Here is a 21,946-nt window from a genome sequence, read left to right as displayed (position 1 = left end):
GTAAATGGACATCAGTAAACGCCCCGCCATCTTCGGATGCCGGGGCGTTTTGCTGTCTGGCATTCAACTTGCCCCACCCCGGGCCGACAAACTGGCAATATCAAGCCTTTCGAACGCGGAGATAACGGACATGTCCCTACGCACCCTGCTCACCACCCTGCTGCTTGGCTGCAGTTTTTCGGTGCTGGCAGCCACAGAAATCGTACCCCTCAAATACCACACCAGCGCCGACATGCTACCGGTGGCGCAGGAATTCATCGGCACGGACGGCAAGGTCAGCGCCTATGGCAATCAACTGATTGTAAATGCTGAACCGGGCAAGATCGAAGAACTCAAGAGCCTGCTCTCGCAGCTCGACACCGCACCCAAGCGCCTGCTGATCACTGTCGATACCAATGAAAACAACGGTCGCGGCGATGAAGGCTATTCGGTGAATGGCTCGCAAACACGGATCATCAGCCGCAGCACCACCAGCCGAGACGGCGGCATTCAGCAAGTGCAGGCCAGCGAAGGCGCACCGGCGCTGATCCAGGTCGGCCAGAGCGTGCCGCTCACCAGCAGCCAGACCGACTCCTACGGCGATCAGCGCAGCCAGACCGAGTATCGCAACGTCACGCAGGGCTTCTACGTGACTGCCAGCGTCACTGGCGACATCGTTCATCTGTCGATCAGTACCAACCGTGACCGCATGAGCCAGGAACGTCCCGATGTAGTGAACGTGCAGAGTACCGACACAACTGTCACCGGGAGACTGGGCGAGTGGATCACTCTCGCCGGCGTCAACAGCCAGACCCAGGCCGACAAACAGGGCCTGACCCGCAGCTACTCTACTCAAGGCCGGGATGACATGACGTTGCGGGTGAAAGTCGACAGCCTGGACTAAAGCACCGAAAACTGACTGATTAGTCGTATTAGACGAAAGATGTAGTGCTTGTAAAAAAGCACTACAAAACGTTTGACGGGCCAAAAAAGCGAAGGCATGATGGCCTCGCTCCCGCTAATCAGAGGCCCTGGCAAGGGCCTTCGAAGCGACGTTCGCACCAACCCCGCGAACCGCTTCGTGTCTGTACCGCCCACAAGGTGTGTTTGACGAGGTTGCCGACTGGAACGAAGTTGTCCCGAGGGACGGAAGCGTAATTAGGTAACCCGGCATCACACTGTAGTTCGTATAGAGGCCCACGACGCCCGAATGCGCCCGCCAGTACGCCTTTACCTGCTCACTTCCCCTCGAGCCCATCGTTCATCCCGTCGCCTGCCCCGCCGAACCCGACCTGACCGCCTAAGCTTCTGGTCAGCGAGCGCAAGGAATTTTCCACCGCAGAACAACTTTTCATAAAAGACGCGACGAGGTTTATCTCCATGGCACTGACACGCGAACAGCAAATTGCAGCCCTTGAAAAAGACTGGGCTGAAAACCCGCGCTGGAAAGGCGTGACCCGCGCTTACTCCGCTGCTGACGTCGTCCGCCTGCGTGGCTCGGTTCAACCAGAGCACACCTTTGCAAAACTCGGCGCCGAGAAGCTGTGGAACCTGGTCACCCAGGGTGCCAAGCCGTCCTTCCGTCCCGACAAAGATTTCGTCAACTGCATGGGCGCCCTGACCGGCGGCCAGGCAGTACAACAGGTGAAAGCCGGTATCCAGGCAATCTACCTGTCCGGCTGGCAGGTTGCTGCGGACAACAACTCCGCAGAATCGATGTACCCGGATCAGTCGCTGTACCCGGTGGACTCGGTTCCAACCGTGGTCAAGCGCATCAACAACTCGTTCCGTCGTGCCGACCAGATCCAGTGGAAAGCCGGCAAAGGCCCGGGCGACGAAGGTTACATCGACTACTTCGCACCGATCGTGGCTGACGCTGAAGCCGGTTTCGGCGGCGTACTCAACGCTTACGAACTGATGAAAAGCATGATCGAAGCAGGCGCCGCCGGCGTTCACTTCGAAGACCAACTGGCTTCCGTGAAGAAATGCGGCCACATGGGCGGCAAGGTTCTGGTACCAACCCAGGAAGCCGTACAGAAGCTGACTGCTGCGCGTCTGGCTGCTGACGTTGCCGGTACACCGACCATCATTCTGGCCCGTACCGACGCGAACGCCGCTGACCTGCTGACTTCCGACTGCGATCCGTACGACCAGCCGTTCGTGACTGGCGAGCGTACTCAGGAAGGTTTCTACAAGGTTCGCGCCGGTCTCGACCAAGCGATCGCCCGTGGCCTGGCTTACGCGCCGTACGCCGATCTGATCTGGTGCGAAACCGCCAAGCCGGATCTGGACGAAGCCCGTCGCTTTGCCGAAGCGATCAAAAAGGAATACCCGGACCAACTGCTGTCGTACAACTGCTCGCCTTCCTTCAACTGGAAGAAAAACCTGGACGACGCGACCATCGCCAAGTTCCAGCGCGAATTGTCTGCCATGGGTTACAAGCACCAGTTCATCACCCTGGCCGGCATTCACAACATGTGGCACAGCATGTTCAACCTGGCGCACGACTACGCCCGCAACGACATGACTGCCTACGTGAAGCTGCAAGAGCAGGAATTCGCTGACGCTTCCAAGGGTTACACCTTCGTGGCGCACCAGCAGGAAGTGGGCACCGGCTACTTCGACGACATGACCACCGTGATTCAGGGTGGCTCGTCCTCGGTAACCGCGCTGACCGGTTCGACCGAAGAAGAACAGTTCCACTGATCGACTTCGCCCGAGTAGACAGCCGTTGCGGATCGAGTAAAAGCTAACCGCAGCGCTGAACATCTGACGCCCCGACTGGTTCGGGGCGTTTTTTTGTCCGCGCATCAGCACGCTCAAAACATTGATTCAGGTCGGTACGCGTGCAGGAAAAATCGGATAAAACGGGCGCCGCCGCTACTTGTAGTAACGCGCTTATAAGACAACTTCCCAACTACTCACCCGTTAAATAGTTACAAAACCACTCCAAACAATATTGATTATCATTTAGCGACAACTATGACCGTTACATTTCCCACAAAACATAATTCGTTCCTGGCCGCCTAATGCCCGCAGGGCATGGGCTGTGAGGCGATAAAGGTGCGCTATGTCCTTATTCCAATAAATAATTTCGCTATAGGAATTTTACTTGCCGGGTGTTTAGCCATAAAATCACCGCGATTGATTGCTGCGACATATCGTCACTGCTTTATTTCTTTATCAAGCTCAGAGACCTTTGCTCTCTGTTAAGGATTACCAGCATGCCCGAAGCGACAGGACTCATGGCCCACAACTGGGGCTTTGCCATTTTCCTCTTGGGTGTCGTCGGCCTGTGTGCCTTCATGCTTGGTGTCTCCAGCCTCCTTGGGTCAAAAGCCTGGGGCCGCAGCAAAAACGAACCGTTCGAGTCCGGCATGCTACCTACAGGTGGCGCCCGCTTGCGGCTCTCAGCCAAATTCTATCTGGTCGCGATGCTCTTCGTGATCTTCGATATCGAAGCCCTCTTTCTCTTTGCATGGTCTGTGTCCGTCCGCGAAAGCGGCTGGACCGGATTCGTCGAAGCTCTCGTTTTCATAGCAATTCTGTTGGCAGGTCTTGTCTACCTGTTCCGAGTGGGCGCCCTTGACTGGGCTCCGGAAGCTCGTCGCAAGCGGCAGGCGAAGCTGAAACAATGAGGCTTTGGCAATGCAATACAATCTCACCAGGATCGACCCCGATGCTCCTAACGAGCAGTATCCGATTGGCGAACGGGAAACCGTTTCCGATCCGTTAGAAGATCAAGTTCACAAAAACATTTTCATGGGCAAGCTGGAAGACGTGCTGAACGGCGCGGTCAACTGGGGACGTAAGAACTCCCTGTGGCCGTACAACTTCGGCTTGTCGTGCTGCTACGTGGAAATGACCACCGCCTTCACGGCGCCCCACGACATCGCGCGCTTTGGCGCCGAGGTTATCCGGGCATCGCCGCGTCAGGCCGACTTCATGGTTATCGCCGGAACGTGCTTCATCAAGATGGCGCCGATCATTCAGCGCCTGTACGAGCAGATGCTCGAGCCCAAGTGGGTGATCTCGATGGGTTCGTGCGCCAACTCCGGCGGCATGTACGACATCTACTCCGTGGTCCAAGGGGTGGACAAGTTCCTGCCCGTTGACGTCTACGTACCTGGCTGCCCGCCCCGTCCGGAAGCATTTCTGCAAGGCTTGATGCTGTTGCAGGAATCGATTGGACAGGAGCGTCGCCCACTTTCCTGGGTCGTTGGTGATCAAGGCGTTTATCGCGCCGAGATGCCTTCGCAAAAGGAACAGCGCCGCGAACAGCGAATCGCAGTCACCAACCTGCGCAGCCCTGACGAAGTCTGATCCAGATCTGTTTCAAAGAAACGAGAAGCTGGCTTCATTCTTTACGTTGACCGAAAGCGAAAAAATAACCATGACTACAGGCAGCGCTCTGTACATCCCGCCTTATAAGGCAGACGACCAGGATGTGGTCGTCGAACTGAACAATCGTTTTGGCCCTGAGGCGTTCACCGCCCAGCCGACCCGCACCGGCATGCCGGTGTTGTGGGTGGCGCGTGCCAGACTCGTCGAAGTCCTGACCTTCCTGCGCAACCTGCCCAAGCCGTACGTCATGCTTTATGACCTGCACGGTGTGGACGAGCGTCTGCGCACCAAGCGTCAAGGCTTGCCGAGCGACGCTGAGTTCACCGTGTTCTATCACCTCATGTCGCTGGAACGTAATAGTGACGTGATGATCAAGGTCGCCTTGTCCGAGAGCGACCTCAGCTTGCCGACCGTTACCAGCATCTGGCCGAACGCCAACTGGTACGAGCGTGAAGTCTGGGACATGTTCGGTATCGACTTCAAAGGTCACCCGCACCTGTCGCGCATCATGATGCCGCCGACCTGGGAAGGTCACCCGCTGCGCAAGGACTTCCCGGCGCGCGCCACTGAATTCGATCCGTACAGCCTGACCCTCGCCAAGCAACAGCTTGAGGAAGAAGCCGCGCGTTTCCGTCCTGAAGACTGGGGCATGAAGCGTTCCGGCCCGAACGAGGACTACATGTTCCTCAACCTCGGCCCGAACCACCCTTCGGCCCACGGTGCGTTTCGCATCATCCTGCAACTCGATGGCGAAGAAATCGTCGACTGCGTTCCGGACATCGGTTACCACCACCGTGGCGCCGAGAAGATGGCCGAGCGTCAGTCCTGGCACAGTTTCATCCCGTACACCGACCGTATCGATTACCTCGGCGGCGTGATGAACAACCTGCCGTACGTGCTTTCGGTCGAGAAGCTGGCCGGCATCAAAGTACCTGAGAAGGTCGACGTCATCCGCATCATGATGGCCGAGTTCTTCCGCATCACCAGCCACCTGCTGTTCCTCGGTACGTACATCCAGGACGTCGGCGCCATGACCCCGGTGTTCTTCACCTTCACCGACCGCCAGAAGGCGTACACGGTGATCGAAGCCATCACCGGTTTCCGTCTGCACCCGGCCTGGTACCGCATCGGTGGCGTCGCCCACGACCTGCCGCGCGGCTGGGAAAAACTGGTCAAGGACTTCGTTGAATGGCTGCCAAAACGCCTCGACGAATACACCAAGGCTGCCCTGCAGAACAGCATCCTCAAGGGTCGTACCATCGGCGTTGCCCAGTACAACACCAAAGAGGCCCTGGAATGGGGCGTCACCGGTGCCGGCCTGCGTTCGACCGGTTGCGACTTCGATCTGCGTAAAGCGCGTCCGTACTCGGGCTACGAGAACTTCGAATTCGAAGTGCCGCTGGCCGCCAATGGCGATGCCTACGACCGCTGCATGGTGCGCGTAGAAGAAATGCGCCAGAGCATCAAAATCATCGACCAGTGCATGCGCAACATGCCGGAAGGCCCGTACAAGGCGGATCACCCGCTGACCACGCCGCCGCCGAAAGAGCGCACGCTGCAGCACATCGAAACCCTGATCACGCACTTCCTGCAAGTTTCGTGGGGTCCGGTCATGCCGGCCAACGAATCCTTCCAGATGATCGAAGCGACCAAGGGCATCAACAGTTATTACCTGACGAGCGACGGCGGCACCATGAGCTACCGTACCCGGATCCGCACTCCAAGCTTCCCGCATCTGCAACAGATCCCTTCGGTGATCAAAGGCAGCATGGTCGCGGACATGATTGCGTACCTGGGTAGTATCGATTTCGTTATGGCCGACGTGGACCGCTAAGCATGAACAGCACGCTTATCCAGACAGACCGTTTCACCCTCAGTGAAACCGAGCGCTCGGCCATCGAGCACGAGCTGCATCACTACGAAGACCCGCGCGCGGCGTCGATCGAAGCCCTGAAGATCGTTCAGAAGGAACGCGGCTGGGTGCCGGATGGCGCCTTGTACGCGATCGGCGAGATCCTCGGCATCCCGGCGAGCGACGTTGAAGGCGTAGCGACGTTCTATAGCCAGATCTTCCGTCAGCCAGTCGGCCGGCACATCATTCGCGTCTGCGACAGCATGGTCTGCTACATCGGCGGCCACGAGTCGGTCGTCAGCGAAATCCAGAACAATCTCGGGATCGGCTTGGGCCAGACCACCACTGACGGTCGTTTCACCCTGCTGCCCGTCTGCTGCCTCGGCAACTGCGACAAGGCCCCGGCGCTGATGATCGATGACGACACCTTTGGCGATGTCCAGCCTGCCGGCGTCGCCAAACTGCTCGAGGGCTACGTATGACCCTGACATCTTTCGGCCCGGCCAACCGCATCCAGCGTTCGGCCGAGACTCACCCGCTGACCTGGCGCCTGCGTGACGACGGCGAAGCCGTGTGGCTCGACGAGTACCAGGCCAAGAACGGTTACGCCGCTGCGCGCAAAGCCTTCGCCGACATGGATCAGGACGCCATCGTCCAGACCGTGAAAGACGCAGGTTTGAAAGGTCGCGGCGGTGCAGGCTTTCCCACTGGTGTTAAGTGGGGCCTGATGCCCAAAGACGAATCCATCAACATCCGCTACCTGCTGTGCAACGCGGACGAGATGGAGCCGAACACCTGGAAAGACCGCATGCTGATGGAGCAACTGCCCCATCTGTTGATCGAAGGCATGCTGATCAGTGCCCGCGCACTGAAAACCTACCGTGGCTACATCTTCCTGCGTGGCGAATACACCACCGCCGCTAAGCACTTGAACCGTGCCGTGGAAGAAGCCAAGGCAGCCGGCCTGTTGGGCAAGAACATTCTGGGCAGCGGCTTCGATTTCGAGCTGTTCGTGCACACCGGCGCCGGGCGTTACATCTGCGGTGAAGAAACCGCACTGATCAACTCCCTCGAAGGTCGCCGTGCCAACCCGCGCTCCAAGCCGCCCTTCCCTGCCGCCGTTGGCGTGTGGGGCAAGCCGACTTGCGTGAACAACGTCGAAACCCTGTGCAACGTGCCGGCGATCATCGCCGACGGCGTGGACTGGTACAAATCGTTGGCCCGCGACGGCAGCGAAGACATGGGCACCAAGCTCATGGGCTTCTCCGGCAAGGTCAAGAATCCGGGCCTGTGGGAATTGCCATTCGGCGTCACCGGTCGTGAGCTGTTCGAAGACTACGCCGGCGGCATGCGCGACGGCTTCAAGCTCAAGGCCTGGCAACCTGGCGGCGCTGGTACCGGTTTCCTGTTGCCGGAACACCTCGACGCACAAATGTATGCCGGCGGCATCGCCAAAGTAGGCACCCGGATGGGTACCGGCCTGGCGATGGCGGTGGATGACAGCGTCAACATGGTGTCGCTGCTGCGCAACATGGAAGAGTTCTTCGCCCGTGAGTCGTGCGGTTTCTGCACCCCTTGCCGCGACGGTCTGCCATGGAGCGTCAAGCTGCTGCGCGCGATCGAGAACGGCGAGGGTCGCGAAGGTGACATCGAGACTCTGCTGGGTCTGGTCGGTTTCCTCGGCCCGGGCAAGACCTTCTGTGCTCACGCACCGGGTGCCGTGGAGCCTTTGGGCAGCGCCATCAAATACTTCCGTCCAGAGTTCGAAGCCGGCATCGCGCCTGACAGCGCCGCCGTCCCGCCTCTGGCAAAGCCGATCGTAGTCGGCGCGTAAACGCTTAAAAAGACGCAGGGTCCGTGCCCTGCGTCTTGCGTCCGATGACGCCTTTCGGGGCTGGTTGGATTCGGACCGATAACAAGATTCCATTAGCCACGCCCGCTGACACCGGGCCAACGAAGACCTTTGAACCATGGCCACTATCCACGTAGACGGCAAAGCGCTCGAAGTCGACGGGGCAGACAACCTGTTACAGGCATGTCTGTCGCTGGGCCTCGACATTCCATATTTCTGCTGGCACCCCGCGCTTGGTAGCGTCGGGGCTTGCCGCCAGTGCGCGGTCAAGCAGTACACCGACGAGAACGACACCCGTGGTCGCATCGTCATGTCCTGCATGACCCCGGCCACCGACAACACCTGGATCTCCATCGAAGATGACGAGTCCAAGGCGTTCCGCGCCAGTGTTGTCGAATGGCTGATGACCAACCACCCGCACGACTGCCCGGTCTGCGAAGAAGGCGGTCATTGCCACTTGCAAGACATGACCGTGATGACCGGCCACAACGAGCGCCGTTATCGCTTCACCAAACGTACTCACCAGAACCAGCAACTGGGCCCGTTCATTTCCCACGAAATGAACCGCTGCATCGCTTGCTATCGCTGCGTGCGTTTCTACAAGGACTATGCCGGCGGCACCGACCTCGGCGTATTCGGCGCCCACGACAACGTGTACTTCGGTCGCGTTGAAGACGGCACCCTCGAGAGCGAGTTCTCCGGCAACCTCACCGAGGTCTGCCCGACCGGTGTGTTTACCGACAAAACTCACTCCGAGCGCTACAACCGCAAGTGGGACATGCAGTTCGCACCGAGCATCTGCCATGGCTGCTCGAGCGGGTGCAACATCTCCCCGGGCGAGCGTTACGGCGAGCTGCGTCGCATCGAAAACCGTTTCAACGGTTCGGTGAACCAGTACTTCCTGTGTGACCGTGGCCGTTTCGGTTATGGCTACGTCAACCGCACCGACCGTCCACGTCAGCCGCTGCTGGCCGACGGCACCAAGCTCAGCCTGGATGCCGCGCTGGATAAAGCCGCTGACCTGCTGCGCGGGCGCAACATCGTTGGTATCGGTTCGCCGCGTGCCAGCCTTGAAAGCAACTACGCGTTGCGCGAACTGGTCGGCGCCGAGCACTTCTACTCGGGTATCGAAGCGTCCGAACTGGAACGCATCCGTCTGGTCCTGCAAGTGCTGAATGACAGCCCGCTGCCAGTACCGAACATGCGCGACATCGAAGACCACGACGCGATCTTCGTCCTCGGTGAAGACCTGACCCAGACCGCCGCCCGTATGGCGCTGGCCCTGCGTCAGTCGGTCAAGGGCAAGGCTGAAGACATGGCCGACGCAATGCGCGTGCAGCCGTGGCTCGACGCCGCCGTGAAGAACATCGGTCAGCACGAGCTGCACCCGCTGTTCATCGCCAGCCTGGCTGAAACCAAGCTCGACGACATCGCCGAAGAGTGCGTACACGCCGCTCCCGACGATCTGGCGCGCATCGGTTTCGCCGTGGCTCACGCTCTGGACGTCAGCGCTCCGGCCGTTGAAGGTCTGGACGCCGAAGCTCTGGAACTGGCCAAGCGCATCGCCGACGCCCTGCTCGCGGCCAAGCGTCCGTTGATCATCGCCGGCACTTCGCTGGGTTCCAAAGCGCTGATCGAAGCCGCCGCGAACATCGCCAAAGCCTTGAAGCTGCGCGAGAAGAACGGTTCGATCAGCCTGATCGTGCCGGAAGCCAATAGCCTCGGTCTGGCCATGCTCGGTGGCGAATCGGTGGATGCCGCGCTGCAAGCCGTGATCGACGGCAAGGCTGACGCCATTGTTGTGCTGGAAAACGACCTGTACACCCGCACCGACAGCGCCAAGGTCGATGCTGCGCTGAACGCCGCGCAAGTCGTGATCGTTGCTGACCATCAGAAGACCGCCACCAGCGACCGCGCGCATCTGGTTCTGCCAGCCGCAAGCTTCGCTGAAGGCGACGGTACGCTGGTCAGCCAGGAAGGTCGCGCCCAGCGCTTCTTCCAGGTTTTCGATCCGCAATACATGGACGCGAGCATTCTGGTGCACGAAGGCTGGCGCTGGCTGCACGCCCTGCGCGCCACCCTGCTGAACCAGCCAATCGACTGGACGCAGCTCGACCACGTCACCGCTGCCGTTGCTTCGAGCACCGCGCAACTGGCACGTATCGTCGATGCCGCGCCATCCGCTTCGTTCCGCATCAAGGGTCTGAAGCTGGCGCGTGAGCCGCTGCGTTATTCCGGTCGCACCGCAATGCGCGCCGACATCAGCGTTCACGAACCGCGTACCCCGCAAGACAAAGACACCGCGTTTGCCTTCTCCATGGAAGGTTACTCGGGTTCCGCCGAACCGCGTCAGCAAGTGCCATTCGCCTGGTCGCCGGGCTGGAACTCGCCGCAAGCCTGGAACAAGTTCCAGGACGAAGTCGGCGGTCATATCCGTGCTGGCGACCCGGGCACCCGCCTGATCGAAAGCACTGGTGATTCGCTGAACTGGTTCGCCAGTGTTCCGCGCGCGTTCAATCCGGCTCCGGGTACCTGGCAGGTTGTGCCGTTCTTCCACTTGTTCGGCAGCGAAGAAAACTCTTCCAAAGCCGCTCCGGTTCAAGAACGCATTCCAGCCGCTTACGTCGCGCTGGCCAAGTCGGAAGCCGATCGCCTGGGCGTCAACGAAGGTGCCCTGTTGAGCTTGAACGTTGCTGGCCAGACTCTGCGTCTGCCACTGCGCATCAACGAAGAACTGGGTGCTGGCATGGTGGCCTTGCCAGCGGGTATCGCCGGCATCCCGCCAGCGATTTTCGGTAAATCCGTTGACGGTCTGCAGGAGGCAGCGCAATGACCTGGTTCACCCCCGAAGTGATCGATGTGATCCTGACGGTCGTCAAAGCCATCGTCATCCTGCTGGCCGTGGTGGTCGCAGGGGCCTTGCTCAGCTTTGTCGAACGTCGCCTGCTGGGCTGGTGGCAGGACCGTTACGGTCCGAACCGCGTTGGCCCGTTCGGCATGTTCCAGATCGCTGCCGACATGCTCAAGATGTTCTTCAAGGAAGACTGGACGCCGCCGTTTGCCGACAAGGTGATCTTCACCCTGGCACCGGTTGTGGCCATGTCCGCCCTGCTGATCGCCTTCGCGATCATCCCGATCACCCCGACCTGGGGCGTGGCGGATCTGAACATCGGCCTGCTGTTCTTCTTCGCCATGGCCGGTCTGTCGGTCTACGCGGTGCTGTTCGCCGGCTGGTCGAGTAACAACAAGTTCGCCCTGTTGGGTGCCTTGCGTGCCTCGGCGCAGACCGTGTCCTACGAAGTGTTCATGGGCCTCGCGCTGATGGGCATCGTGGTGCAGGTCGGCTCGTTCAACATGCGCGACATCGTCGAGTACCAGGCGCAGAACCTGTGGTTCATCATTCCGCAGTTCTTCGGCTTCTGTACCTTCTTCATCGCTGGCGTCGCCGTGACTCACCGTCACCCGTTCGACCAGCCGGAAGCGGAACAGGAACTGGCCGACGGTTACCACATCGAATACGCCGGCATGAAATGGGGCATGTTCTTCGTTGGCGAATACATCGGCATCATCTTGATCTCGGCGCTGCTGGTCACCCTGTTCTTCGGTGGCTGGCACGGTCCGTTCGGCATCCTGCCGCAACTGTCGTTCCTGTGGTTCGCCCTGAAGACCGCGTTCTTCATCATGCTGTTCATCCTGCTGCGCGCTTCTATCCCGCGTCCGCGTTATGACCAGGTGATGGACTTCAGCTGGAAATTCTGCCTGCCACTGACCCTGATCAATTTGCTGGTGACCGCTGCGGTTGTGTTGTGGAACACGCCTGCGGTTGCGGTTCAGTGAGGATTTGACCCATGTTCAAATATATTGGCGACATCGTTAAGGGTACCGGTACCCAGTTGCGCAGCCTGGTCATGGTCTTCGGCCATGGCTTTCGCAAGCGCGACACCCTGCAATACCCGGAAGAAGCGGTCTACCTGCCACCACGCTACCGTGGTCGCATCGTCCTGACCCGCGATCCCGATGGCGAAGAACGCTGCGTAGCCTGCAACCTGTGCGCCGTGGCTTGCCCGGTGGGTTGCATCTCGCTGCAGAAAGCGGAAACGGATGACGGTCGCTGGTACCCGGAATTCTTCCGCATCAACTTCTCGCGCTGCATTTTCTGCGGTCTCTGCGAGGAAGCCTGCCCGACCACCGCAATCCAGTTGACTCCGGATTTCGAGATGGCCGAGTTCAAACGTCAGGATCTGGTGTACGAGAAAGAAGATCTGCTGATCTCCGGTCCCGGCAAAAATCCTGATTACAACTTCTATCGTGTTGCAGGGATGGCCGTTGCCGGTAAGCCGAAAGGCGCCGCACAAAACGAAGCCGAGCCGATCAACGTGAAGAGCTTGCTGCCTTAAGGAAGAACGATGGAATTCGCTTTCTATTTCGCATCGGGTATCGCTGTTGTGTCCACCCTGCGTGTGGTCACCAACACCAACCCTGTGCACGCCCTGCTCTACCTGATCATTTCGCTGATCGCCGTGGCCATGACGTTCTTCGCCCTCGGCGCACCGTTTGCCGGTGTTCTGGAAGTGATCGCCTACGCTGGCGCCATCATGGTGCTGTTCGTGTTTGTGGTGATGATGCTCAACCTCGGCCCGGCCGCGGTCCAGCAGGAACGCGTATGGCTCAAGCCCGGCATCTGGGCTGGCCCGGTGATTCTCGGCGCGCTGCTGCTGGCCGAACTGCTGTATGTGCTGTTCGCTCACCAGAGCGGTCAGTCTATCGGCCACACCACCGTCGATGCAAAAGCCGTGGGCGTCAGCCTGTTCGGCCCGTATCTGCTGGTGGTCGAACTCGCCTCGATGCTGCTGCTTGCTGCAGCCGTCACGGCGTTCCATTTGGGCCGCAACGAGGCGACGGAGTAACTTATGCCTGCTATCCCTCTTGAGCATGGTCTGGCGGTTGCCGGCATCCTGTTCTGCCTAGGCCTCGTCGGCCTGATGGTTCGCCGCAACATTTTGTTCGTGTTGATGAGTCTGGAAGTGATGATGAACGCCTCTGCACTGGCCTTCATCGTTGCGGGCGCCCGTTGGGGCCAGCCGGATGGACAGATCATGTTCATCCTGGTGATCAGCCTTGCAGCCGCCGAGGCCAGTATTGGTCTGGCGATCCTGCTGCAACTGTATCGCCGCTTCCACACGCTCGATATTGACGCTGCCAGTGAGATGCGCGGATGAACCTAATCTTCCTGACTTTCGTATTCCCTCTGATCGGATTCCTGCTGCTGTCGTTCTCCCGTGGACGCTGGTCGGAAAACCTCTCGGCGCTGATCGGCGTGGGTTCCATTGGCTTGTCGGCGATTGTCACCGCCTACGTCATCTGGCAATTCAACGTCGCACCTCCGGAAGGCGGTCACTACACCCTGGTGCTGTGGCAGTGGATGGCGGTCGAAGGCTTCAAGCCTGACTTCGCTCTCTACATCGACGGCCTGTCGATCACCATGCTCGGCGTGGTGGTTGGCGTAGGTTTCCTGATCCACCTGTTCGCCTCCTGGTACATGCGCGGTGAAGCCGGTTACTCGCGCTTCTTCTCGTACACCAACCTGTTTATCGCCAGCATGCTGTTCCTGGTGCTGGGCGATAACCTGTTGTTCCTGTACTTCGGTTGGGAAGGCGTGGGCCTGTGCTCGTACCTGTTGATCGGTTTCTACTACAGTAACCGCAACAACGGTAACGCCGCACTCAAGGCCTTCATCGTGACCCGGATCGGTGATGTGTTCATGGCCATCGGCCTGTTCATCCTGTTCCAGCAAGTGGGCACGTTGAACATCCAGGAACTGCTGGTGCTGGCACCGCAGAAATTCCAGGTCGGCGATTTCTGGATCACCCTGGCGACCCTGATGCTGCTGGGCGGCGCTGTCGGTAAATCGGCGCAACTGCCGCTGCAAACCTGGCTGGCGGACGCGATGGCCGGCCCTACCCCGGTTTCGGCACTGATCCACGCTGCAACCATGGTCACCGCGGGTGTCTACCTGATCGCGCGTACCCACGGCCTGTTCACCCTGGCGCCGGACATCCTGCATCTCGTCGGTATCGTTGGCGGTGTAACCCTGGTGCTGGCAGGTTTTGCCGCACTGGTGCAGACCGACATCAAACGTATCCTCGCCTACTCGACCATGAGCCAGATCGGCTACATGTTCCTGGCGCTGGGCGTTGGCGCATGGGATGGCGCGATTTTCCACCTGATGACCCACGCCTTCTTCAAGGCGCTGCTGTTCCTTGCATCCGGTGCGGTGATCGTTGCCTGCCACCACGAGCAGAACATCTTCAAGATGGGCGGCCTGTGGAAGAAACTGCCATTGGCTTACGCCAGCTTCATCGTCGGCGGCGCGGCACTGGCTGCCCTGCCACTGGTGACTGCAGGTTTCTACTCCAAGGACGAAATCCTCTGGGAAGCGTTCGCCAGCGGCAACCATGGTCTGCTCTACGCAGGTCTGGTCGGCGCATTCATGACCTCGCTGTACACCTTCCGCCTGATCTTCATCACCTTCCACGGTGAAGCCAAGACCGAAGCACACGCCGGTCATGGTATCGCTCACTGGCTGCCACTGTCGGTGCTGATCGTGCTGTCGACCTTCGTCGGCGCGATGATCGTGCCACCGCTGCACGGCGTACTGCCGGAAAGCGTTGGTCATGCCGGCGGCGAAGCCAAGCACAGTCTGGAAATCGCCTCGGGCGCCATCGCCCTGGCCGGTATCCTGCTGGCGGCCCTGCTGTTCCTCGGCAAGCGTCGCTTCGTGACGGCGATTGCCAACAGCGGCATCGGGCGTTTCCTTTCGGCCTGGTGGTTCGCTGCCTGGGGCTTCGACTGGATCTACGACAAACTGTTCGTCAAGCCATACCTGGCGATCAGCCATGTACTGCGCAAAGACCCGCTCGACCAGACCATCGGTCTGATCCCGCGTATGGCCAAGGGTGGTCACACTGCCCTGAGCCGCACCGAGACCGGTCAACTGCGTTGGTACGCTGCTTCGATGGCTGCTGGTGCCGTGCTGGTAATCGGCGCCATCGTGCTGGTAGCGGTCTGATATGAACCTTGCGAATTTGCGAAAGGAAACGAGCCCGTCATGATTCTGCCTTGGCTAATCCTGATCCCCTTCATCGGCGGCCTGCTGTGCTGGATGGGTGAGCGCTTCGGCGCCACCCTCCCCCGCTGGATTGCGCTGATCACCATGTCCCTGTTGCTCGCGATCGGCCTCTGGCTGTGGGCTACCGGCAACTATTCATTCGCCCCGGCGCCTGGCGCCGATCCGACCTGGGCGCTTGAGTTCAAGCACATCTGGATCCAGCGTTTCGGCATCAGCGTGCACCTGGCCCTCGACGGCCTGTCGCTGCTGATGATCCTGCTGACCGGTCTGCTGGGTATCCTCTCGGTACTCTGCTCGTGGAAAGAGATTCAACGTCACGTTGGTTTCTTCCACCTGAACCTGATGTGGATCCTGGGCGGCGTGGTCGGCGTGTTCCTCGCCCTCGACCTGTTCATGTTCTTCTTCTTCTGGGAAATGATGCTGGTCCCGATGTACTTCCTCATCGCGCTCTGGGGTCACAGTTCTTCGGACGGCAAGAAAACCCGGATCTACGCGGCGACCAAGTTCTTCATCTTCACTCAGGCTTCCGGCCTGATCATGTTGGTGGCGATCCTCGGTCTGGTACTGGTCAACTTCAACAACACTGGCGTGATTACTTTCAACTACGCCGATCTGTTGAAAACCAAGATGTCGATGACCACCGAGTACATCCTGATGCTCGGCTTCTTCATCGCCTTCGCGGTCAAGCTGCCTGTCGTACCGTTCCACTCGTGGTTGCCTGATGCTCACGCCCAGGCGCCGACTGCGGGTTCCGTCGACCTCGCCGGTATCTTGCTGAAAACCGCGGCCTACGGTCTGCTGCGTTTCGCCCTGCCGCTGTTCCCGAACGCTTCGGCCGAGTTTGCGCCGATCGCCATGGCCCTTGGTCTGGTCGGGATCTTCTACGGTGCGTTCCTGGCTTTCGCACAGACTGACATCAAGCGTCTGATCGCCTTCTCCTCCGTTTCCCACATGGGTTTCGTGTTGATCGGCATCTACTCCGGCAGCCAACTGGCCCTGCAAGGTGCAGTGATCCAGATGTTGGCGCACGGTGTTTCGGCGGCGGCGCTGTTTATTCTCAGCGGCCAACTGTACGAACGTCTGCATACCCGTGACATGCGTGAGATGGGCGGTCTGTGGTCGCGTATCGCTTACCTGCCGGCGATCAGCCTGTTCTTTGCAGCCGCATCCTTGGGCTTGCCAGGCACCGGTAACTTCGTCGGCGAGTTCCTGATCCTGATCGGTTCTTTCGCCAGCTGGCCCTGGATCACTGCGATTGCCACCTCCGGTCTGGTGTTCGGTTCGGTCTACTCGCTGATCATGATCCACCGTGCCTACTTCGGCCCGTCCAAATCGGACGCGGTCCTGCACGGAATGGACGCTCGCGAACTGATCATGGTGCTGGGTCTTGCGGTGCTGCTGATTTACCTCGGCGTGTACCCGCAACCGTTCCTCGACACCTCTGCCGCCACGATGCATGGCGTGCAGCAGTGGCTCGGCACCGCCTTCACTCAACTCGCTTCGGCCCGGTAAGAGCGCTATGGAATTCACGATTCAACACTTTATTGCGCTTGCGCCACTGTTGATCACCAGCCTCACCATTATCGTGGTGATGCTGGCGATCGCCTGGCGCCGCAACCACTCGCAGACCTTTCTGATTTCGGTGGCGGGTCTGAACCTGGCCTTGCTGTCGATCCTGCCTGCTCTGAAAGTCGCGCCTCTGGCCGTGACCCCATTGCTGCAGATCGACGCCTTTGCCTGCCTGTACATGGCGCTGATCCTGGTCGCCACCCTCGCTTGCGTAACCCTCGCCCACGCCTACCTCGGCGATGGCGGTTCGGGTTACCCGGGCAACCGGGAAGAACTGTACTTGCTGATCCTGATGGCCGCCGCCGGTGGTCTGGTGCTGGTCAGCGCGCAGCACCTGGCCGGTTTGTTCATCGGCCTGGAGCTGCTGTCGGTGCCGGTCTACGGCCTGGTGGCTTATGCCTTCTTCAACAAGCGTTCGCTGGAAGCCGGCATCAAGTACATGGTGCTGTCGGCCGCCGGTTCCGCTTTCCTGCTGTTCGGTATGGCCCTGCTGTATGCAGACGCCGGTTCGCTGAGCTTCACCGGTATCGGTCAGGCGCTGGCCGCCACTGGCCTGCCTAGCCCGCTGGCACAACTGGGCCTGGGCATGATGCTGATCGGTCTGGCGTTCAAGCTGTCGCTGGTACCGTTTCACCTGTGGACGCCGGACGTGTACGAAGGTGCTCCGGCACCGGTTGCCGCGTTCCTTGCGACCGCTTCCAAGGTTGCCGTGTTCGCGGTGATGGTGCGTCTGTTCCAGATCTCCCCTGCTGCCAGCAGTGGCGTACTGAGCGACGTGCTGAGCGTGATCGCCGTCGCCTCGATCCTGTTCGGTAACCTGTTGGCCCTGACCCAGAGCAACCTCAAGCGTCTGCTCGGTTACTCGTCCATCGCGCACTTCGGCTACCTGCTGATTGCACTGGTGGCGAGCAAGGGTCTGGCGGTGGAAGCCATCGGCGTGTACCTGGTCACCTACGTGATCACCAGCCTCGGCGCCTTCGGCGTGATCACCCTGATGTCCTCGCCATACAAAGGTCGTGACGCGGATGCCCTGTACGAATACCGCGGCCTGTTCTGGCGCCGTCCGTACCTGACCGCCGTACTCACCGTGATGATGCTGTCGCTGGCCGGTATCCCGCTGACCGCAGGCTTCATCGGCAAGTTCTACATCATCGCTACCGGTGTCGAATCGCACCAATGGTGGCTGGTCGGATTCTTGGTACTGGGCAGCGCCATCGGCGTGTTCTACTACCTGCGCGTGATGGTCACCCTGTACCTGATCGAACCGAACCTGCGCCGTCACGATGCCCAACTGCACTGGGAACAGAAAGCAGGCGGCGTAATGCTGCTGGCCATCGCCTTGGTCGCGTTCTTCCTCGGCGTTTACCCACAACCGCTGCTGACACTGGTGCAGCAGGCCGGTCTGGCGGGCTGATCGCTCAGTCGCAATTGGCTACAAACAGAAACGGCACCTTCGGGTGCCGTTTTTGCGTTTGTGGGATTTGTTACCGCCGCTCTGACCTCCCGCCGTATTTCCCGAACACTCCCGCCTAATTGTCAGTTTCGTCCTACACCCGATATTAGGCTCATTGAACTATCTTGCATGAGGGGGGATACAGCACTCGAAACGAGCGTGCTGTTTTGATCTGAACGTGCGGAATCTCGCAGGAATAATTAACAACACTTGCCGACCAAAAAACCTGGGGGAAATCAACTTGAGCACTAACAACCTAAACATCACATATGAAAAAATGTACATATACGAAGAAGAGATAAAAAACAGCATCTCAATAAAAACCCAAATAATGTTCACAGCAATATTCGCTTTAGCTTCGGCAACTATTTATCTCGCCCGCTTCTTGGATTTCACCGCCAACCCTACAATCGCTTACACAATTTCGCTACTTGTGACTCTAACCTTAATTATTTCGGCGGTATCTACATACTTCAACTACAAAGCCTTTAGTGGATCTGAGTTTAACAGAATGCCATACGCAGAAAAAATAAAGGAATATCATGATCAACAAACAAAATATAACAGCGATTTAATAAAATATAACTTCCAAGTAGCGCAGCATGAAAAAATACCGTTAATAAATCCTGTCAAAGAGACGGAGAACTTCATATCAAACACCTACATTAGCTGTTCAACACACAATGCGTTGGTTAACGAGGAGCGATCCCGGTGGGTTTTCAAGGCTATTTCGACTTTTTTAATGGCTTGCATTCCTCTAGGTGTAGGCAGCCTGCTTTTCGTTATTTTTGATATGGACACTTCTTCGCCAAGAAAAAACTTCGCAATAAAAGACACCTATGTGGGCGATCAAATAGCTGCTTTAAAAAACCAACTGACAAAAGACTCCAATGGCGAATCGGTAGCAGATCTGAAAAAAACCACTATACTCCCAGAGAATATACTGCTGGAAGAAGCGGGTGATAAATTGAGTGAGCCAGAGAAACCAATTTCCAGCGAGCAGAAACCGCTGCCCCAAGCTCCTGTAAAACCCGCCGCACCACCGTCCAGAAGGACTTACGACGATGCTGACGGCGGTCCCAATAGGAATCAGAAATGAATACTACAAATCGTCAGTCAAAATCAGAAGGCGTTATTAAACCGACGCCCCCGAAAAAGCCTTCCGCGCCGGCTGTACGTCGTGTGGTTAACGAAAAAGTTATTAACCGAAAAGAAATCGCGCTAGAGAACAGATAATCACAAAGCAAAAACGCATTCTTCCTCGAGAAATGTATCAACGACATAAAACGGCACCTTTCGGGTGCCGTTTTTTTTATCGAGGGACATAACGATCAAAAAATCGTCCGAACGCCCTCACCTTCTTAGGAATATTCCTGCAAAGCGCTAAGCATTGGCTGGCATTTTTCGAGAGGCATTTGCCGTTAAATTCCAAACCCAACCATCAGGTGGATACAGCGAACCATGAAGCGAGACATTTTTTCAGAGTTAATGGACGGCCTCGAAGCGTTAGCAGAAGAACGCCAAAAAACGGTAACTGCGGACACAAACCGCGAACGCAGGATCGGCGCCATGAAGGGTGACCTCGCGGTTCCCGTCGGTTTTGATGCCCCATTACCCGAGAATCTATCGAACTCCTTCGAGGGTAAAAACTGAGTCTTCACCGAATCGCGATTGTCACTCCACCCACATAACCAAATTGTAATTCCCCCATCACCCTCGCGTTATCCGCAGCTTGCAACGATGTCACCCGGCGACCATGCCGGCGGGCCATGCCTGCCGAACAATAAAACCCACGCCGAAGCACGTTCCCGTTCTGCCGAACCCAAGGAGTGATGGATGCTTAACAACACAAAAATATCGATGGCCGCGCTGGCCGTGGTGGTCGGGTCAGGGCCGTCCATGGTGCTGGCCGAGGATAAGGCCGAAGGCTTTGTCGAAGGCAGCAGCCTGACGCTGCTCAACCGCAATTACTACTTCAACCGCGATCACCGCAGCGGTCAATCCAGCCCCACCGGCAACGGTTATTCCGAAGCCTGGTCCCACGGCGTCATCGGCAAGTTCGAATCCGGTTTTACCCAAGGCACCGTCGGCGTCGGGGTCGATGCGTTTGCGATGATCGGCCTCAAGCTTGATACCGGTGACGGGCGCAACGGTGGGCGCAGTTCGTTCGATGTACTGCCGGTCAACAGCAAAGGCCAGGCGCGTGACGAATACACCAAGGTCGGCGGTGCCGCCAAGGTGCGTGCCTTCGATACCGTGGTGAAGGTCGGCGATGTGTTCCCGGCCAACCCGGTGGTCGCGGCGGGTGACTCACGCTTGTTGCCGGAAAGTTTTCGCGGTGTAACGGCGACCAACACCAGCATCGAAGGCCTGTCGATTCAGGGCGGTCGCTTGCATGTAATGAGTCAGCCGGTGTCCAGCGACATGCGCGAGAACTTCGCAACCTTCTACGCGGGCCCGGTCAATTCGCCGTGGATCGCCTATGGTGGCGGCGACTATGTCCTGAACAAGCACCTCAGCTTCAGCCTGTATTCCAGCCGACTCAAAGACGCCTGGAATCAGTACTACGCCGGCACCGCCTGGACCTATCCGTTGGCGGACGACCTGTCGCTGTTCGGTGGCCTCAACTATTACAAGGCAGTCGATGAAGGCAAGCAACTGCTCGGCGAATTCGACAACAACATTTGGAGTGGTCGCGTCGGCGTGAAACTCGGCGCGCACTCCGTGGCCTTGTCGCATCAGCGCAACAACGGCAACGACGACTTCGATTATCTGCGCCAGTCCGACTCGATCTTCCTCGACAACTCCATCCAGTACAGCGACTTCAACTCGCCCAAGGAACGTTCATGGATGGTGCGCTACGACCTCGACATGAGCACTTACGGCGTGCCCGGTCTGTCGTTCATGACCCGCTACGCGCGTGGCACCGACGCTGACTATTCCAACGCCAACTCGGTGTACATGCGCCGCGATGCCGAGGGTAATCCGCTGACCGATCAGAAGCGCTGGGAGCGTGATATCGAAGTCAAATATGTGGTGCAGAGTGGTTCGCTGAAAGACATGTCGCTGCGGCTGCGTCAGGCGAATACCCGCGCCACGGCGTTCGAGTCGGATCTGGATGAAGTGCGGGTGATTGTCGAGTATCCGTTGGCGATTCTTTGATTGAACGGTAGATGCAAATTCACCTTTAGAAGCTCCTTGCTCCTTTGGTAAGAGGTGAATCTTTTGGCGTCCTTCGGGGCGCTTTTTTTTGCTCGGCTTTTAGCACACTGTGCAAAGTTGTAGGCGCTGCTGAGGGCTTGGTCCGTAATCGGATGGCCTGAGCATGGTGGACTTGAAGAGAAAGATCAAAAGATCGCAGCCTTCGGCAGCTCCTACATTTGGGGGACGCAGTATTAGCCACCACGCTTACGACAATCCCCCGCCACGCTGTACCTGACGGTATTCAGTCGCCCCTTGGAATCCTCGTAAGTCATCGCCGTCGGCACCACAGCGCACGCAGCTTTCGGCCGCACAACGCTGACCACTTTCACCACATCCAGCTGCATCCCGTACTCATACTCCTTCACCACCGGCGCCGGCTTGCCCTGGCTGGCGGCGTACTGCTGCATGGCTTTGGCGTTGGCGCTGAAGGCGCGTTCAAACGTGCGGTCACCGCCGCCCTCAGCGAACGCATTCAGCGATACCGTCATCACGCCCGCAACCATCATCAACTTAAACACGTTCATATCCATCTCCTGCAAATCCGGCTCATAAAAAAGCCCGGCA

At 58.5% G+C, this 21,946-nt stretch carries 19 protein-coding genes; 18 read left to right on the top strand and 1 reads right to left on the bottom strand.

Going from position 1 to position 21,946, the window contains the following annotated elements; all coding sequences use genetic code 11:
- Positions 1-130 precede the first annotated feature (130 nt).
- From ACOI8A_RS19415 to ACOI8A_RS19330, 18 genes are all read left to right on the top strand, one after another.
- Complete coding sequence (locus ACOI8A_RS19415) at positions 131-883, top strand: secretin N-terminal domain-containing protein (protein WP_420648971.1); 753 nt, start codon at positions 131-133, stop codon at positions 881-883.
- Between the two features lie 476 nt (positions 884-1,359).
- A complete protein-coding gene (gene aceA, locus ACOI8A_RS19410) occupies positions 1,360-2,685 on the top strand; it encodes an isocitrate lyase (RefSeq protein WP_033057066.1) in 1,326 nt (441 codons plus the stop codon).
- Positions 2,686-3,203: 518 nt separating this feature from the next.
- A complete protein-coding gene (locus ACOI8A_RS19405; RefSeq protein ID WP_003223812.1) occupies positions 3,204-3,617 on the top strand; it encodes an NADH-quinone oxidoreductase subunit A in 414 nt (137 codons plus the stop codon).
- 10 nt (positions 3,618-3,627) lie between these two features.
- Positions 3,628-4,302, top strand: a complete 675-nt coding sequence (locus ACOI8A_RS19400) for a NuoB/complex I 20 kDa subunit family protein (RefSeq protein ID WP_420648972.1) — start codon at positions 3,628-3,630, stop codon at positions 4,300-4,302.
- A gap of 70 nt (positions 4,303-4,372) precedes the next feature.
- Entirely contained in the window at positions 4,373-6,157 is a 1,785-nt protein-coding gene (gene nuoC, locus ACOI8A_RS19395) for an NADH-quinone oxidoreductase subunit C/D (RefSeq protein ID WP_420648973.1), read from the top strand.
- 2 nt (positions 6,158-6,159) lie between these two features.
- Positions 6,160-6,657 carry an NADH-quinone oxidoreductase subunit NuoE gene (gene nuoE / locus ACOI8A_RS19390; protein WP_007920186.1) on the top strand — a complete coding sequence of 166 codons (498 nt, stop codon included), beginning with the start codon at positions 6,160-6,162 and terminating at the stop codon, positions 6,655-6,657.
- A complete protein-coding gene (gene nuoF, locus ACOI8A_RS19385; RefSeq protein WP_420648974.1) occupies positions 6,654-8,009 on the top strand; it encodes an NADH-quinone oxidoreductase subunit NuoF in 1,356 nt (451 codons plus the stop codon). Before nuoE ends, nuoF begins: the two co-directional genes overlap by 4 nt.
- 136 nt (positions 8,010-8,145) lie before the next feature.
- Positions 8,146-10,860 (top strand): NADH-quinone oxidoreductase subunit NuoG, encoded by a 2,715-nt coding sequence (gene nuoG, locus ACOI8A_RS19380; protein WP_420648975.1) that lies wholly within the window; start codon positions 8,146-8,148, stop codon positions 10,858-10,860.
- Positions 10,857-11,864, top strand: coding sequence for an NADH-quinone oxidoreductase subunit NuoH (nuoH, locus tag ACOI8A_RS19375; RefSeq protein WP_064390680.1), 1,008 nt, complete (start codon positions 10,857-10,859; stop codon positions 11,862-11,864). The genes nuoG and nuoH overlap by 4 nt, the downstream gene beginning before the upstream one ends.
- Before the next feature lie 11 nt (positions 11,865-11,875).
- Positions 11,876-12,424: an NADH-quinone oxidoreductase subunit NuoI gene (gene nuoI, locus ACOI8A_RS19370; RefSeq protein WP_032627864.1), complete on the top strand. Its 549-nt coding sequence runs from the start codon at positions 11,876-11,878 to the stop codon at positions 12,422-12,424.
- Between the two features lie 9 nt (positions 12,425-12,433).
- Complete coding sequence (gene nuoJ, locus ACOI8A_RS19365; RefSeq protein WP_420648976.1) at positions 12,434-12,934, top strand: NADH-quinone oxidoreductase subunit J; 501 nt, start codon at positions 12,434-12,436, stop codon at positions 12,932-12,934.
- Between the two features lie 3 nt (positions 12,935-12,937).
- The gene (gene nuoK, locus ACOI8A_RS19360) at positions 12,938-13,246 is read left to right on the top strand and encodes an NADH-quinone oxidoreductase subunit NuoK (protein WP_003223790.1); all 309 of its coding nucleotides are present in this window, start codon (positions 12,938-12,940) and stop codon (positions 13,244-13,246) included.
- Positions 13,243-15,096, top strand: a complete 1,854-nt coding sequence (gene nuoL / locus ACOI8A_RS19355; RefSeq protein ID WP_420648977.1) for an NADH-quinone oxidoreductase subunit L — start codon at positions 13,243-13,245, stop codon at positions 15,094-15,096. The genes nuoK and nuoL overlap by 4 nt, the downstream gene beginning before the upstream one ends.
- A gap of 39 nt (positions 15,097-15,135) precedes the next feature.
- Positions 15,136-16,668 carry an NADH-quinone oxidoreductase subunit M gene (nuoM, locus tag ACOI8A_RS19350; RefSeq protein ID WP_420648978.1) on the top strand — a complete coding sequence of 511 codons (1,533 nt, stop codon included), beginning with the start codon at positions 15,136-15,138 and terminating at the stop codon, positions 16,666-16,668.
- Positions 16,669-16,675: 7 nt separating this feature from the next.
- On the top strand, positions 16,676-18,139 hold the full coding sequence (gene nuoN / locus ACOI8A_RS19345) for an NADH-quinone oxidoreductase subunit NuoN (protein ID WP_420648979.1): 1,464 nt from the start codon (positions 16,676-16,678) through the stop codon (positions 18,137-18,139).
- Between the two features lie 280 nt (positions 18,140-18,419).
- Positions 18,420-19,277: a hypothetical protein gene (locus ACOI8A_RS19340; RefSeq protein ID WP_420648980.1), complete on the top strand. Its 858-nt coding sequence runs from the start codon at positions 18,420-18,422 to the stop codon at positions 19,275-19,277.
- Positions 19,278-19,639: 362 nt separating this feature from the next.
- Positions 19,640-19,831, top strand: a complete 192-nt coding sequence (locus ACOI8A_RS19335) for a hypothetical protein (RefSeq protein ID WP_420648981.1) — start codon at positions 19,640-19,642, stop codon at positions 19,829-19,831.
- A 183-nt stretch (positions 19,832-20,014) separates the two neighbouring features.
- Positions 20,015-21,340, top strand: coding sequence for an OprD family porin (locus ACOI8A_RS19330; protein ID WP_420657800.1), 1,326 nt, complete (start codon positions 20,015-20,017; stop codon positions 21,338-21,340).
- A 233-nt stretch (positions 21,341-21,573) separates the two neighbouring features.
- Here ACOI8A_RS19330 and ACOI8A_RS19325 read toward each other — a convergent pair whose 3' ends face one another.
- Entirely contained in the window at positions 21,574-21,906 is a 333-nt protein-coding gene (locus ACOI8A_RS19325) for a DUF2790 domain-containing protein (RefSeq protein ID WP_420648983.1), read from the bottom strand.
- Between the last annotated feature and the right edge of the window lie 40 nt (positions 21,907-21,946).

Source organism: Pseudomonas sp. P4795, from assembly GCF_048822895.1.
Classification (GTDB): Bacteria; Pseudomonadota; Gammaproteobacteria; order Pseudomonadales; family Pseudomonadaceae; genus Aquipseudomonas.
The sequence above is the reverse complement of the archived record's forward strand: the minus strand, read 5'-3'. Positions and strand labels throughout refer to the sequence as shown.

What these genes read in the sequence shown, in the direction of transcription:
- nuoE (WP_007920186.1), top strand. Translation starts at nt 6,160, where the DNA reads ATGAACAGCACGCTTATCCAGACAGACCGTTTCACCCTCAGTGAAACC.
- nuoI (WP_032627864.1), top strand. Translation starts at nt 11,876, where the DNA reads ATGTTCAAATATATTGGCGACATCGTTAAGGGTACCGGTACCCAGTTG.
- ACOI8A_RS19415 (WP_420648971.1), top strand. Translation starts at nt 131, where the DNA reads ATGTCCCTACGCACCCTGCTCACCACCCTGCTGCTTGGCTGCAGTTTT.
- nuoH (WP_064390680.1), top strand. Translation starts at nt 10,857, where the DNA reads ATGACCTGGTTCACCCCCGAAGTGATCGATGTGATCCTGACGGTCGTC.
- nuoG (WP_420648975.1), top strand. Translation starts at nt 8,146, where the DNA reads ATGGCCACTATCCACGTAGACGGCAAAGCGCTCGAAGTCGACGGGGCA.
- ACOI8A_RS19335 (WP_420648981.1), top strand. Translation starts at nt 19,640, where the DNA reads ATGAAGCGAGACATTTTTTCAGAGTTAATGGACGGCCTCGAAGCGTTA.
- ACOI8A_RS19405 (WP_003223812.1), top strand. Translation starts at nt 3,204, where the DNA reads ATGCCCGAAGCGACAGGACTCATGGCCCACAACTGGGGCTTTGCCATT.
- nuoM (WP_420648978.1), top strand. Translation starts at nt 15,136, where the DNA reads ATGATTCTGCCTTGGCTAATCCTGATCCCCTTCATCGGCGGCCTGCTG.
- ACOI8A_RS19330 (WP_420657800.1), top strand. Translation starts at nt 20,015, where the DNA reads ATGCTTAACAACACAAAAATATCGATGGCCGCGCTGGCCGTGGTGGTC.
- nuoN (WP_420648979.1), top strand. Translation starts at nt 16,676, where the DNA reads ATGGAATTCACGATTCAACACTTTATTGCGCTTGCGCCACTGTTGATC.
- nuoL (WP_420648977.1), top strand. Translation starts at nt 13,243, where the DNA reads ATGAACCTAATCTTCCTGACTTTCGTATTCCCTCTGATCGGATTCCTG.
- ACOI8A_RS19400 (WP_420648972.1), top strand. Translation starts at nt 3,628, where the DNA reads ATGCAATACAATCTCACCAGGATCGACCCCGATGCTCCTAACGAGCAG.
- nuoJ (WP_420648976.1), top strand. Translation starts at nt 12,434, where the DNA reads ATGGAATTCGCTTTCTATTTCGCATCGGGTATCGCTGTTGTGTCCACC.
- nuoF (WP_420648974.1), top strand. Translation starts at nt 6,654, where the DNA reads ATGACCCTGACATCTTTCGGCCCGGCCAACCGCATCCAGCGTTCGGCC.
- nuoC (WP_420648973.1), top strand. Translation starts at nt 4,373, where the DNA reads ATGACTACAGGCAGCGCTCTGTACATCCCGCCTTATAAGGCAGACGAC.
- ACOI8A_RS19325 (WP_420648983.1), bottom strand. Translation starts at nt 21,906, where the DNA reads ATGAACGTGTTTAAGTTGATGATGGTTGCGGGCGTGATGACGGTATCG.
- aceA (WP_033057066.1), top strand. Translation starts at nt 1,360, where the DNA reads ATGGCACTGACACGCGAACAGCAAATTGCAGCCCTTGAAAAAGACTGG.
- nuoK (WP_003223790.1), top strand. Translation starts at nt 12,938, where the DNA reads ATGCCTGCTATCCCTCTTGAGCATGGTCTGGCGGTTGCCGGCATCCTG.